Raw genomic sequence first — 12,363 nt, 5'->3', positions numbered from 1 at the left:
AACGGCGTCACCCGTCGGTGTCGTCCCGCCTGTCGCCAGGCCTGGTGGTATCGGGTTTCGACCACGGCCACTTCAGCCGGCCGGCGGCCTTCCCCTCGGGGTCGAACTCGTACTTCCACCCCTGTGGCAGCCCCAGCTTCCCCCCGGCCCGGCTTCGCGGCACCCGCTGGTAGACCAGGACCGTCGGGGGTCCGCCGGCCGCGTCGGGGACGGGGATGCGGTATGTCTTCGGCGGGTGCCCGGTCGGGCCCAGCAGCACGGGCAGGACGCGGCCGTCCATGGGCCCGCCCTCGAAGGGGGTGTCTTGGCTCTTCACACCACCAGTGTCGATCAGGTCTCCGCCGCCAGCGCACCCCGGACCAGCTCGGCGGTCTGCGGGTCGCGGCCCGCGGTCACCATGAGGACCGCGACGAACTGTTCCACCAGCCAGTCCCGCAGCTCCCCGGCGGGCGGCTCCTTGCCCTCGTCCAGCCAGATCAGCGAGGCCGCCTCGACCGCGGTGATCCACATCCGTACCGTCATCCGCAGCCGGGGGCCGGGATCGGTGACCCCGAGATGGCTGTAGATGTTCTCGGCCGCGGCCCGTCGTACGCCGTCCACTATCGCGGTCGTACGGGAGGTCTCCACCACGCTGCCGCCCTGGAGCAGAGCGCTGAAGCCGGCGTCGTGCCGGCCGACGAAGCCGAGGTAGCGGTCCAGGGCGCGGGCGAGGCGGGGGAGGAGGGGACCCTCGCGGGGCTCGTCGAAGCAGTGCTCCAGCTCCTCGGCGGCGGAGCGCAGCGCGGCCTCGTACAACTGCTGCTTGCCGCCAGGGAAGTACCGGTACACGAGCGGGCGGGAGACCCCCGCGGCCTCCGCCACGTCGTCCAGCGAGACGTCCTCGGGAAGCCGGTGCGCGAACAGCGAGAGCGCGGCGTCGAGCAGCTGGCTGCGCCGCTCCTCGACACTGAGGCGACGGTAGGCGGGCGCGGCGGGGGTCATGGGGTGCAGGGTAGCCGCCCCGACGCCGCGGACATCCATCGGAAAGGGCCCTGGCCGTGCTGTCCGGGTCGGCGGTGTCCGGCGGCGGCGTGTCCACTCCTTGGTGCCGGTTCGTGCCGACGGCCGTGGCCACGAAAGGCGTATCCCTCGCCGGGCCGGGCGCTCACCAGTGCCCTGGCGCTCCACCGCTCCGGCACCGTCCCGCCCATCCGCATCGTGCTCTTCTCCCGCCGGAGACGGGAGTCGTGGGCGTGGACGAGTGCCGGGCCGCGAGCGGCGACGGCGAGGAGGCTGACATCGGGCCGCCGGAGGCCGCACTGCACGACCGGCGGGCTCGCCCTTCCGCCCGGGGGCTGGCGATGCAGGCCGGGGCCGGCCGCAGAGCCGGAGGCGTACACCCGCGAGCGCGGATGAGACGCCGGGCGGGGCCGGGCCGGTACCTACGCCAGCAGCCCGGACGACCTCCACATCCGTCGGCCGACACCCCGCAGCACGCCGATGTCGTCCAGGAAGTCCGTCAGCCGCTTCGCCCCCGTCTGCATGACCTCCCGCCGGTGCCCGCTCGCCTTCACCTGCGCCAGCGCCTCCCGCTTGTCCAGGCCGACGTTCGTGTAGACCTCCGGATTCACGAAGGCCACCGAGAACACCCGGGCGAACTCCCCGGACGTCAGCCGGGTGAACCCCTGCGACCACCGCGGCGCGGTCATCATCTGCCGGCGCAGCTCCTCGCGCGCGTACCGCACATGCCGCGCCTCCTCCGCCACGTGGATCCGCGTGACCCCCCGGACCAGCGGCTGCACCCGCTCGTCGGGGAAGGTCAGGCGCTGCATCCAGTCGAGCACCTCCTCACCCAGCAGGGTCGCCGTGAAGGACCCGGGCGTGGTGGAGATCGTCTTGAACAGGCGGCCCAGCTGCTGGTGCGTCCGGCTCACCGGGTACCAGGGCGTCCCCCCGGCCGTGATCAGCCGGGCGAACATCTTCGAGTGCCGGCACTCGTCCTCGATCTCGGTGAGCGCGTAGCGCACATGCGCGCTCGTCGCCGCCTTGTCGTAGATGTGCCGCACCAGCAGCTGCATCAGGATGATCTCGAACCAGATGCCCAGCGAGGCCAGCGCCGCGACCTCGTGCCGGGACAGCAGCAGCCGCTGCTCCTCGCTCATCCGCTTCCACAGGGGTGTGTCGTACAGCGACACCAGCTCCGGCGGCCAGAACCACTTGCCTTCCTCGAAGGGCGCGTCCCAGTCCAGTTCCTTGTCGGGGTCGAAGGAGTGCTTCGCGGAGGACGTCAGCAGCCGTTCGGCCACCTGCTCACGGTCCTTGAGCAGCCCCAGCGCGTCCCGCAGGCCGTCCAGCGCTTCGGCTTCCGTGAGGGTCGTCGGAGTCGTCGTCATGGCCCTTATGAGACTGCCTGTCAGTAAGGGCGTCAATCCTTTGTGCGCGACTTCTCGCCGGGTGTGAGGCGGGGGTCACCCAGGGGTGGTCTGTCATCCCCATGGAGTAACGTTCTGACGTGTCCACGCCTCCACCGCCACAGAACCCGTACGGCCCGCAGCCGCAGCAATCGCAGCCGCCGCAGGGTCCGGACGCCCCGGGCCCCTACGGCGGGCCGCCCGTGCCCCAGCCGTACGGCGCCGCGTACCCGCCGCCGGCCCACGGCTGGGTGCCGCCGCCCCCGAAGAGCCGGGCCCCGCTGATCCTCGGGATCGTGGGCGGGGCCGTCGGCGTGGTCGTGCTGGGCATGGTGGCGCTCGTGCTGATCGGGGCGAAGGCCGAGAGCGACTTCCCCGACGCCGAGTACCGGCTGACCCTGCCCAGGACGCTGCTCGACGACCGCTACGAACTCGCCGACGACCTCTCCGACACCGAGGGCCGGGAGATCGAGCAGGAGATGGACGGCGCCTGGGACGCCGAGGTCACCGACTCCAAGGTCGGCCAGTACAGCCTGGGCGGCGTCGAGACCGACGGCGCGCTGCTGGTCTCGGGCATGTACGGCCGGTTCCAGAACACGGACGACAACCGCGACGCCTTGCTGAAGGGCGTCGGCGACGCCGAGGGCCTCACGGTGACCGTGCAGCCGAAGGACTTCCGCCCGGGCGGCTCCGACACCACCGTCACCTGCGAGGTCGTCACCCAGGGTGCGGCGCTGGCGTACCCGGTCTGCGCCTGGGCGGACGGCAACACGGCGGCCGTGGTCGTCGAGATCACCGTGGCCGGGGTCGGCCGGGCCGCCTCCGAGATCGACCTGGAGACGGCCGCCGAGACCACCTTCGAGATCCGCTCCGAGACCCGCAGGCCCCTTTAGGGACTGTCGGCCCGCTCAGACGGAGCAGCCGAGGCCTTCGGGCACCGCGAAGCCGACCGGTTCCGCCCCCTGCGCCGGGAACGCCGTCCGCAGGGTGAAGGCGTACGGCGTCGGGCCGTTCGCGCGCAGATGCAGCAGCCGGGCCTCCGCCTCCGCGACCGTGGGGCGGTGGCCCGCCGGCACCCACCACAACGTCACCATCGCCTCCCGCACCCGCTCGAACCACTCCCGCCGGCGCGCGAGCATCTCCCGGTGCCGCCCCTGGTACATGTACGCGGTCAGGGCATCGGTGTCCCGCCACACCGACATGTTGATGATCAGCCACTGGTCGCCGAAGACCTCGATGTCGGTCGCGTCGCCCTCCTCGGACTGCAACCGCCACACGAAGCCGTCCGCGGCGTCGGCGTCCGCGTTGACCGGGTCGAGGGCGTCGACGAAGTCCTTCAACTCCGGGGAGTCCAAGGGGAACTTGAGGCGGGCCAGATTGACCTGTGCGAGTTCGAAGGCGGCGGTGACCTTCCCGGCGGCAGCGGCAGCGGCATCAGTCATGCGCGAACGTTAGGACGCACCTGTCCGCTCCGGAACCCCCCGTCTCACGAAGTGAGCACCGCCTTCATCACCGCCCGCGCGATCGGCGCCGCCACCCCGCCGCCGGTGATCTCCCCGCGGTTCGCCCGCCCGTCCTCCACCACCACCGCCACCGCGACACTCGGCTCGAAGTCCCGCGCGCCCTGCGCCCAGGAGACGAACCAGGCGTACGGCGTCCCGGAGTTGCCGATGCCGTGCTGGGCGGTGCCGGTCTTGCCGCCGACGCGCGCGCCCCGGATCGCCGCGGTCCTCCCGGTTCCCTCGCGCACCACGTCCTCCATCAGCTCCCGCAGCCGTCTCGCGGTCGACGGGTACATCGCCTGCCGTACCGCGCGGGAACCGGCCGTGGCCACCGTCGCGCCGCCCCGCCGCGTCGTGCGCTCCACCAGGAACGGCTCGCGCACCTGCCCGCCGTTGGCCACGGCCGCCGACACCATCGCCATCTGCAGTGGTGTCGCCCGGGTGTTGTACTGGCCGATCGACGACAGCGCGAGCTGTGCCCTGTCCAGCGAGGTGTCGAAGGTGCTGGTGGCGACCGGGAACGGGACGCGTACCCGGGTGTCGTTGAAGCCGAACGCCCGCGCCGTGCGCGACATCCGCGCGAGCCCCACGTCCACGCCGAGCTTGGCGAACACCGTGTTGCACGACCACTCGAAGGCCGCCCGCAGCGGAGCGTCGCCGCAGCCGTCGCCCTCGTTGGTCAGGCTCGTCGTCGTCCCGGGCAGCCGGTAGGGGGCGGGGGAGCGCGTCGGCCTGTCCAGGTCCGTGATCACACCCGCGTCCAGCGCGGCCGCCGCGGTCACCACCTTGAAGGTCGACCCCGGCGGATACGTCTGCCGCACCGCCCGGTTCAGCATCGGCTTGTCCGGATCGCCGTTCAGCCGCGCCCAGGCGCGTTCGGCGGCCGCGTCGTTCCCGGAGAGGACGGAGGGGTCGTACGACGGGACGGACACCAGCGCCAGGATCCGGCCCGTCGCCGGTTCCACCGCCGCGACCGCGCCCTTGCGGCCGGCCAGTCCCTCGTAGGCGGCCCGCTGGGCGCCGACGTCGAGGGTCGTGACGACGTTCCCGCCGGGCGGGCGCCCACGCGTCAACTCGTTCCACAGCGGGAACCCGGCGAGCATCGGGTCGACGCCGGAGAGGAGATCGTCCTCGGCGTGCTCCAGGAACGACGTCCCGTACTCCTGCGAGGAGAAACCCGTCACCGGCGCGTACAACGGCCCGTCGAGGTACGTCCGTTCGTAGCGCAGCTGCTCCCCGGTGTCCCGCGATCCGGTCACCGGGGCGCCGCCGACCAGGATGTCACCGCGCGGCTGGCCATAACGGGCGATGGACTCACGGCGGTTGGCCGGGTTGCCGTCGTAGTCGGCGGACCGGACGACCTGCACGCGCAGGGCGTTGACGAGCAGCGCCAGCAGGAGCAGGGCACAGAAGACGGCGGCGCGCCGGATGTACCGGGTCACTCCGGTACCTCGGATGCCTCGGAGGATTCGGGGCGTTCGGATGCTCCGGGGAGTCCGGGGAGTCCGGGGAGTCCGGGGAGTCCGGGGACCTCGGGAACTTCTGGGACTTCGGGGACCTCGGCCGTCATCGTGCTCACGGTGCCGCCTTTCCGTCGTACTGCCGCCGCGCCGAGTCGCTCACCCGGATCAGCAGCGCCACGATCGCCCAGTTGGTGACGACCGACGAACCGCCCTGCGCCAGGAACGGCATCGCCATGCCGGTCAGCGGGATCAGCCCGGTCACCCCGCCCGCGATCACGAACACCTGGAACGCCACGATCGAGGCGAGCCCGATGGCGAGGAGCCGCCCGAAGGGGTCGCGCAGCGCCAGGCCCGCCCGGTAGCCGCGCTCCACCAGCAGGCCGTAGAGGAGGAAGAGCGCCGAGAGGCCGGCCAGGCCCAGTTCCTCACCCGCCGTGGCCAGGATGAAGTCCGACTTCGTGGCGAAGCCGATGAGGACCGAGTGGCCGAGACCCAGCCCGGTGCCGAGCACACCGCCCGCGGCGAAGGCGAAGAGCGACTGGGCGAGTTGGTTGGGCCCGAGGCCCGCCTCGATCGACGCGAACGGGTGCAGCCAGTCCTCGATCCTGCCGTGGACGTGCGGTTCGAGGCGGCCCACGGCCACCGCGCCGAGCGTCGCGAGCAGCAGACCGACCGCGATCCAGCCGGTGCGGCCCGTGGCGACGTACAGCATGATCACGAAGAGGCCGAAGAAGAGGAGCGAGGTGCCGAGGTCCCGCTCCAGGATGAGAACGCCCACGCTGAGCAGCCAGATCGCCACGATCGGACCGAGCACCCGCCCGGTCGGCAGCTGCACGAACCAGATCTTCCGTCCCGCGTACGCCAGGGCCGTGCGGTTCGCCGCGAGGTACCCGGCGAAGAACACCGCGAGCAGCACCTTCGCGAACTCGCCCGGCTGGATGGAGAACCCCGCGATCCGGATCCAGATCCGGGCGCCGTTCACGGCGGGGAAGAAGATCGGGAGCGTGAGGAGAGCGAGCGCGGCGACCACGCAGACGTACACGTACTTCTGCAGTACGCGGTGGTCGCGCAGGGCCGCGACGACCACGATGAACAGGCCGATGCCCAGCGTGGACCACACGAGCTGGGCCGGGGCCGCGCGATCGCCGGGTGTCTCCAGGTCCAGCCGGTAGATCAGTACCAGGCCGATGCCGTTGAGCAGCACGCCGATGGGCAGCGGGAGGGGGTCGGCGTAGGGGGCGCGCAGGCGCACGGCGAGGTGCGCCAGCAGGGCCAGCACGCCGAGCCCGGCGCCGTAGCCCGCGGCACCGGGCGGAACCGTGCCGGTCCTGGCGAGGCCGACCGCGCAGTAGCCGTACACGGACAGCAGGACGGCCACGACGATGAGGGTGAGTTCGACTCCGCGGCGCCGGGGGAGGCGTCCGGCGGAGGCGACCGCCTCCGCCCTCGTCGTGTCCGTCATGTTCGCCATGTCAGGAACTTACCCAAATGTCAGCACCAGCGTGGGGCCTCGCCGATGTTGTCGATGTAGCGCGCCGCGCCCCAGGCCCAGGTGCCGTCCGTGAGGAGGTACCAGAGGGGGTTGCCCTGGACGTTCTGGCCGGAGGTCTTGCAGAAGATCGAGACGATCTCGCCGCGGTGCACGGTCCGGATCACCTGGCTGGCGCGGGTCGGCCTGCTGCGCAGGAGGAGCCGGCTCGCGGTGACGCGGCCGCGGTAGAGGCGCTGGCTGCTGCCGTTGTGCCCGCCCTGGCCACTCTGCCCACTCTGTCCGCCCTGTCCGCCTTGGCCACCCTGGCCGCTCTGCCCGCCCTGGCCACCCTGTCCGCCTTGGCCGGCTTGGTTGTTCTGGCTCCACTGGCCGCCTTCGCCGCCGCCCTGCCCGCCCTGGCCGCTCTGCCCGCCCTGTCCGCCTTGGCTCCACTGGTTGTTCTCGTTGCCGCCTTGGTTGTTGCCCCCCTGGTTGTTGCCGCCCTGGTCGTTGTTTCCCTCGTTGTTTCCCTGGCCGCTCTGGTCCTGCCAGTTGGTGCCGCCGCTCTGGTCCTCCTCGTCCCACTGGCTGGAGCCGGGGTCGTCGGTGCCCGAGTTCGTGTTCCATTCGTCGTCGGCGGCGGCCGGCGTGACGACGGCCGCGGTGACCAGTGCGCCGACGGCGGTCGCCAGGGCGAGGCGGGTGAGGGCGGAACGGCGCAAGGACATGGCGATACCTCCATGAACAGGATGGAGCTGACTAACCGCCACATTAGGAGCGCGGCCGGGCTGGCGCCCGTCACGCTGGGCCATCGGGGAGGGCGTCCCCGTCAGGAGGTGCCCGGCGGCGTCTGAGGGAGCGTCAGTGTGGCCACCGCGCCCCCGTCCGCCGTGTTGGCGAAGGCCAGCGCCGCGCCCAGCACCTCCGCCTGTCCCGCCGCGATGGTCAGCCCCAGCCCGTGCCCCTTCGCCCCGCCCTCGGTACGGAACCGCTGCGGCCCGTGCGCGACGAGGTACTCCGGATAGCCGTCCCCGTGGTCCCGCACGGCGACCACCGGCCCGTCCACCGTGAGGACGACGGGTGTCCGCCCGTGCCGGTGCGCGTTGGCCACCAGATTTCCCAGCACCCGCTCGAGCCGCCGCCGGTCGGTCTCGACCCGGGCGTCCCGTACGACCCTGATCTCCGTGTCGGTCCCCGAAGCCCGCACCACCCGCCCGGCGAGCGCGCCGAGCTGCTCCGAGTCCAGTTCCAGCCGCTCCCGGCCGGTGTCCAGACGGGAGATCTCCAGCAGGTCCTCGGTGAGCGTGCGCAGCGCCGCCACCCGGTCGCGCACCAGTTCCGTCGGCCGGCCCGGCGGCAGCAGCTCGGCCGCCGCGTGCAGCCCGGTCAGCGGGGTGCGCAGCTCGTGCGCCACGTCGGCGGTGAAGCGCTGCTCGCTGAGCAGCTTGCGCTGGAGGGTGGCCGCCATGGTGTCGAGCGCGACGGCCACGGCGGCCACCTCGTCCTGCGGCCGGGACGGTTCCCTGGTGTGGGGGTCGTCCACGCGTGCGTCCAGGTCCCCCGCGCTGATCCGGCGGGCCACCTGCGCGGTGGTGTGCAGCCGCCGGGTCACCCGGGTCACCGCGAACGCGCCGACCAGCAGGGTCGCGCCGATCGCCAGTCCCGACGACCACAGGATCGCCGAGTCGAGCGCCTCGATGGTGCGGGCGCTCTGCGAGTAGTCGACCTCGACCGCGAGGGCCCGCCCGCCGTCCGCGGGGCCGGCCGCCCACATCGTGGGGCGTCCCCGGTGGTCGGCGACCATCGTGCCGCGCTCCCCGGCCAGCGCCAGCGTCCGCAGCGGCGCGGGGAGGCCCGCCGGGTCGAGGCCGGCGCCCCCTCCGAGGCTGTCCCCGGCCTCGAACGCCGTCGTGGCGTCCGTCAGCCGGGACAACGCCAGGTCGCGGGCCTCGCCGACGGTCTGGTTCGTCACCGAGACGTGCACCAGGACGCCGAGCAGGGCGGCAAGGGCGCAGCACATCACCGTGATGAACACGGCGGCCTTCAGGGCGAGCGTGCCGGCCCACCGCGGGAGCGCGAGCCTCATCGGCCGCTCGCGGAGGCGGAGGCGGAGGCGGAGGGGGAGGGGGACAGGGATGGGGGCGTGGACGTGAACGTGGACATGGACGGGGACGGGGAGCGTGCGGGAGTGGCCGTCGGCGTCAGGGACGCGGACTTCCGGGACACGGGCTTGCGGCTGCCGGTGCGCAGCATCTCGTCGTGGGTGAGCAGCATGGCGTGCTGCTGCTGGTCCCAGGTCCACTGGAGGCGGTACTCGTACCCGGCGACCTCCGAGGGCGAGCGGATGATCACGGACCGGCCGGCCAGTTCGACACCGCTCACGGCGTCCTCGTAGGCCATGACCTGCACGAGCGTTTTCTTGCGGACGGTGTAGACCCGGACGGCCGTCAGATTGCCGGGCAGCTGCCGGAAGCCGAGCGTCATCTCGTCGTGGCCGTCACCGGTCAGATCGCGGTAGTAGGCCTTGAGAACAGGACAGTCGCGCCCACGCGCTCCGCCCTTCCCGCAGTCGGCCATCCGGCGGGCGGTCTCGTCGTACGCGCCGTCGCCGTAGTCTCCCGGACTCGCGGCGATCTCCGCTCGGACGACGGCGACGGGGTCCACCCGGTGGATGTCGCCGTCGGGTACGGCGATGCCCTTCACCGCCTCGGTCTCCACCTCGCCGATCTCGAAGGCGGGGCTGGAGGCCGGAGTCAGATCGGGCCAGAGCCTGTCCGGGCTGATCGCGGTGGGCGTGGATCCCGCGGCCTGCAGCCCGCCCGCGTCACCGCAGCCCGCGATCACCGGGGCCAGCAGGGCGGCCGCGGCGATGGCGAGGGCGGCGCGAGCGGCTCGGGTGCGGGGACGGCGACGGGGCGGCACGGGACTCCTGAGGTGCATGGTGATGCTGGGCCCCGTACACCTTATTCATGGGGAAGTCCTTTTTACCTACCGGGCGGCCGGGGGATGCCTGGACCGAGGAAACGATTGTGCATGATCACTCCGCCAGTTCTTCCAGCAACCGGGCGGTCGGCAGTCCGGCCCGCAGGTACTCCACGAACAGCTCGTTGTGGAGGGCCCACGGCGAGCGCCGCGAACGTATCAGCCGGATCGCCTCGTCGGCCGACCGCCCCCGGCGCATCAGGGTGTGGGCGACGACCAGCCCCGACCTGTTGTAGCCGCTGTAGCAGCGGACGAGGACGCTCCGCCCCTCGTCCAGCGCCTCACCCGCGGCCTGTGCCAGCCGGATCACCCCGGCGAGCTGGGTGCCGTCCAACGGCCCGTCCGGAATCGGCCACACATGATGGACGACCCCCGGATCGGGGCCGTGCCCGGAGCGGGCCCGGGTCAGCGTCTGCACGAGATCGAACTCGCCCTGCACCACGGCCAGTGCCGGCTGCCCGGCGGGCCCCCGGTACTCGTGTCCGCCCATCCACAGCCCCGGCACGATCTCGTCCCACGGCCGGTCCGGAGCCGGTACGTCGGGTTGCTTCCTGCGGGTCCGCAACGGCGCCTCCCCACGTGCGCTCCCTGAGCCCTGAGCCTGCCCGAGCGCCCGGCCCGCGAATCATGCCGCGGGCACGGGGTCCGGCACGCACTTTCCCCGGTGGGGGTCGCTCCGCCCCCGCTCACCGGCAGCGGACGGCACCCGTCGGCCTTCCGCGGCCCGATGCGGCGGGCAGGCCGACCCTTCCTCAAGGTAACCGCCTTCTTGCCCTGGCGGCATCCCGCCTGTTCCCATGGTCATGGGGTGATGGGGCATGAGCGGACTGCGCGTCATACCGACCTGGCGCCATGGTCAGGAGCGGCTCTACGTCTGTCTCACGGACGGCAGGAACGTCGCCTGGTACGACCGTGAGGCGGCCAGGATCAATCTGCTGGCCGAAGACCGCAGAGAGGACGTACTGGAAGCCCTGGGCCCCTTCCTGACCGGCCGGGTCGCGGTCGGCCCGCCGCCGGTCCCGACCCCCGCGGAACTGGCCCGCCTGGCCCTCCACCCGGACGACGACCTGGCCCCCAACCGCCCCGGCGAGGCCCTCCTGATCGCGCTGGACCGCGACCCCGGTCCCGCCCACCGCCTCAGGACAGATCCACGCCGCCACGCCCTGACCGCGGAACAGACAGTGGGCGCGGCCCTGGACCGCCTGGACGGCGCGGGCTGGCACGTGGTCCACTCCGTCCCGCTCCCCGGCGGCGACCGCATCCACCACCTGGCCATCGGCCCCGGCGGGCTCTTCGCGATCCACGCCCTCCACGCCCGCAAGCAGCGGGTCCGGATCGCCGATCCCGTGGTCACCCTGGGCCGCCGCACCGCGGACCCCCTCCTGCGCCGCATCCGCTCCGACACGGCCCGCGCCTCGCACGCCCTCACCGCCGAGGTCCACGCCGTCCTGGCCCTGGTCGCCCCGACCGACGTCTCCTTCGCCACCCCGCCCCGCGACGTCCGCATCCTCACCGACGCCGACCTCCCGGGCCTGTCCCGCCTCGGCGGCGTACTGAAACCGGCGGACGTGGAGGCCCTGCACTCGATGGCCCGGGACCGAAGGACATGGACCAACCTCTGAACCCCCGCCGACTCAGGGCACCGCCCCGGCCGCCCCACCCTCGAACAGCCCCGCCAGCAGATCTCCCCGCTCCCGCACCCGTTCCACCACCTCCGACGCCCGCAACACCAGCCCCTCCAACACCCCCGACTCGGCCACCTCCGCCACCTCCTCCCACCCCACCGGCGCCGAAACAGCCGGCTCCGCCCGAGCCCGCAACGTATAAGGCGCAGCGGTCGTCTTACGCGCCGCGTTCTGACTCCAGTCCACGAACACCTTCCCCGGCCGCAGACTCCGCGTCATCCGATGCACCACCAGCCGCGGCATACCCCGCTCCGCCTCCACGGCCAGCCGCTTGGCGTACTCCGTTACCCGTTCGGAGGACGCCCCCCGCACCGCCGCCAGCAGATGCAGCCCCTTCGACCCGGATGTCTTCGCGTACGCCTCGATCCCGTCCGCCGCCAGCCTCTCCCGCAGCCAGAGCGCGACCTCGCAGCACTCCACGACCGTCGCCGGCGCCCCCGGGTCGAGGTCGAAAACCAGCCGGTCGGCCTCACCGGGCTCCTGGATCACCCACTGAGGCGTATGGAACTCGGTGACGAGGTTCGCCGCCCACATCAGGCTCGCCAGATCCTGGACGAGCACCATCCGCGCCGGTCCCTCCGACCGCGGCACCTCGGCCGTGGTGACCCACTCCGGCGTCCCCGGCGGCACGTTCTTGGCGAAGAAGACCTGCCCATCGGGCCCGTCCGGGTAGCGCAGGAAGGACAGCGGCCGGTCGCGCAGATGGGGGAGCAGCACGTCGGCGACGGTCGCGTAGTAGTGCAGCACCTCGCCCTTGGTGAACCCGGTGGCCGGATACAGCACCTTCTCGAGATTGCTCAGAGCGAGCCGCCGCCCCTCCACCTCCGTGATCGGCGTCATACGATGAGAATCACACGAAATGCTCCCATA

Annotated in this window: 13 protein-coding genes and 1 pseudogene; 2 read left to right on the top strand and 12 right to left on the bottom strand. The window is 72.4% G+C overall.

What is annotated here, in order from left to right; translation table 11 throughout:
- Nucleotides 1-7: 7 nt before the first annotated feature.
- The 4 genes and pseudogenes from ABT057_RS19360 to ABT057_RS19345 form a co-directional block, all read right to left on the bottom strand.
- Nucleotides 8-316: a DUF8847 domain-containing protein gene (locus ABT057_RS19360; protein ID WP_352344334.1), complete on the bottom strand. Its 309-nt coding sequence runs from the start codon at nt 314-316 to the stop codon at nt 8-10.
- A gap of 14 nt (nt 317-330) precedes the next feature.
- Nucleotides 331-981: a TetR/AcrR family transcriptional regulator gene (locus tag ABT057_RS19355; RefSeq protein ID WP_352344281.1), complete on the bottom strand. Its 651-nt coding sequence runs from the start codon at nt 979-981 to the stop codon at nt 331-333.
- Between the two features lie 67 nt (nt 982-1,048).
- Nucleotides 1,049-1,274, bottom strand: a pseudogene (locus tag ABT057_RS19350) (erythromycin esterase family protein); the annotation flags it as partial.
- A gap of 147 nt (nt 1,275-1,421) precedes the next feature.
- A complete protein-coding gene (locus ABT057_RS19345; protein WP_352344280.1) occupies nt 1,422-2,372 on the bottom strand; it encodes an AurF N-oxygenase family protein in 951 nt (316 codons plus the stop codon).
- Between the two features lie 119 nt (nt 2,373-2,491).
- Here ABT057_RS19345 and ABT057_RS19340 point away from each other — a divergent pair, with 119 nt between their 5' ends.
- On the top strand, nt 2,492-3,283 hold the full coding sequence (locus tag ABT057_RS19340) for a hypothetical protein (RefSeq protein ID WP_352344279.1): 792 nt from the start codon (nt 2,492-2,494) through the stop codon (nt 3,281-3,283).
- Nucleotides 3,284-3,298: 15 nt separating this feature from the next.
- Here the strand turns inward: ABT057_RS19340 and ABT057_RS19335 are convergent, their stop codons facing one another.
- The 7 genes from ABT057_RS19335 to ABT057_RS19305 form a co-directional block, all read right to left on the bottom strand.
- Nucleotides 3,299-3,832, bottom strand: coding sequence for a DUF3291 domain-containing protein (locus tag ABT057_RS19335; protein WP_352344278.1), 534 nt, complete (start codon nt 3,830-3,832; stop codon nt 3,299-3,301).
- A gap of 44 nt (nt 3,833-3,876) precedes the next feature.
- Entirely contained in the window at nt 3,877-5,334 is a 1,458-nt protein-coding gene (locus ABT057_RS19330; protein ID WP_352344277.1) for a peptidoglycan D,D-transpeptidase FtsI family protein, read from the bottom strand.
- A 133-nt stretch (nt 5,335-5,467) separates the two neighbouring features.
- Nucleotides 5,468-6,826 carry an FtsW/RodA/SpoVE family cell cycle protein gene (locus ABT057_RS19325; RefSeq protein ID WP_352344276.1) on the bottom strand — a complete coding sequence of 453 codons (1,359 nt, stop codon included), beginning with the start codon at nt 6,824-6,826 and terminating at the stop codon, nt 5,468-5,470.
- A 20-nt stretch (nt 6,827-6,846) separates the two neighbouring features.
- Nucleotides 6,847-7,554 carry an SH3 domain-containing protein gene (locus tag ABT057_RS19320; protein WP_352344275.1) on the bottom strand — a complete coding sequence of 236 codons (708 nt, stop codon included), beginning with the start codon at nt 7,552-7,554 and terminating at the stop codon, nt 6,847-6,849.
- Nucleotides 7,555-7,655: 101 nt separating this feature from the next.
- A complete protein-coding gene (locus ABT057_RS19315; RefSeq protein WP_352344274.1) occupies nt 7,656-8,912 on the bottom strand; it encodes an ATP-binding protein in 1,257 nt (418 codons plus the stop codon).
- Nucleotides 8,909-9,766, bottom strand: coding sequence for a hypothetical protein (locus tag ABT057_RS19310; RefSeq protein ID WP_352344273.1), 858 nt, complete (start codon nt 9,764-9,766; stop codon nt 8,909-8,911). Before ABT057_RS19310 ends, ABT057_RS19315 begins: the two co-directional genes overlap by 4 nt.
- Before the next feature lie 97 nt (nt 9,767-9,863).
- The gene (locus ABT057_RS19305) at nt 9,864-10,373 is read right to left on the bottom strand and encodes a protein-tyrosine phosphatase family protein (RefSeq protein WP_352344272.1); all 510 of its coding nucleotides are present in this window, start codon (nt 10,371-10,373) and stop codon (nt 9,864-9,866) included.
- A 253-nt stretch (nt 10,374-10,626) separates the two neighbouring features.
- Here ABT057_RS19305 and ABT057_RS19300 point away from each other — a divergent pair, with 253 nt between their 5' ends.
- Nucleotides 10,627-11,430 carry a nuclease-related domain-containing protein gene (locus ABT057_RS19300; protein WP_352344271.1) on the top strand — a complete coding sequence of 268 codons (804 nt, stop codon included), beginning with the start codon at nt 10,627-10,629 and terminating at the stop codon, nt 11,428-11,430.
- Between the two features lie 12 nt (nt 11,431-11,442).
- Here ABT057_RS19300 and ligD read toward each other — a convergent pair whose 3' ends face one another.
- The gene (gene ligD, locus ABT057_RS19295) at nt 11,443-12,333 is read right to left on the bottom strand and encodes a non-homologous end-joining DNA ligase (RefSeq protein ID WP_352344270.1); all 891 of its coding nucleotides are present in this window, start codon (nt 12,331-12,333) and stop codon (nt 11,443-11,445) included.
- Between the last annotated feature and the right edge of the window lie 30 nt (nt 12,334-12,363).

Source organism: Streptomyces sp. NPDC002588, from assembly GCF_040295925.1.
Taxonomy (GTDB): domain Bacteria; phylum Actinomycetota; class Actinomycetes; order Streptomycetales; family Streptomycetaceae; genus Streptomyces.
Note: the sequence above shows the minus strand (reverse complement) of the source record. Positions and strands in the feature narration are given on the sequence as shown.

What these genes read in the sequence shown, in the direction of transcription:
- ABT057_RS19335 (WP_352344278.1), bottom strand. Translation starts at nt 3,832, where the DNA reads ATGACTGATGCCGCTGCCGCTGCCGCCGGGAAGGTCACCGCCGCCTTC.
- ABT057_RS19345 (WP_352344280.1), bottom strand. Translation starts at nt 2,372, where the DNA reads ATGACGACGACTCCGACGACCCTCACGGAAGCCGAAGCGCTGGACGGC.
- ABT057_RS19355 (WP_352344281.1), bottom strand. Translation starts at nt 981, where the DNA reads ATGACCCCCGCCGCGCCCGCCTACCGTCGCCTCAGTGTCGAGGAGCGG.
- ABT057_RS19300 (WP_352344271.1), top strand. Translation starts at nt 10,627, where the DNA reads ATGAGCGGACTGCGCGTCATACCGACCTGGCGCCATGGTCAGGAGCGG.
- ligD (WP_352344270.1), bottom strand. Translation starts at nt 12,333, where the DNA reads ATGACGCCGATCACGGAGGTGGAGGGGCGGCGGCTCGCTCTGAGCAAT.
- ABT057_RS19315 (WP_352344274.1), bottom strand. Translation starts at nt 8,912, where the DNA reads ATGAGGCTCGCGCTCCCGCGGTGGGCCGGCACGCTCGCCCTGAAGGCC.
- ABT057_RS19320 (WP_352344275.1), bottom strand. Translation starts at nt 7,554, where the DNA reads ATGTCCTTGCGCCGTTCCGCCCTCACCCGCCTCGCCCTGGCGACCGCC.
- ABT057_RS19325 (WP_352344276.1), bottom strand. Translation starts at nt 6,826, where the DNA reads ATGGCGAACATGACGGACACGACGAGGGCGGAGGCGGTCGCCTCCGCC.
- ABT057_RS19310 (WP_352344273.1), bottom strand. Translation starts at nt 9,766, where the DNA reads ATGCACCTCAGGAGTCCCGTGCCGCCCCGTCGCCGTCCCCGCACCCGA.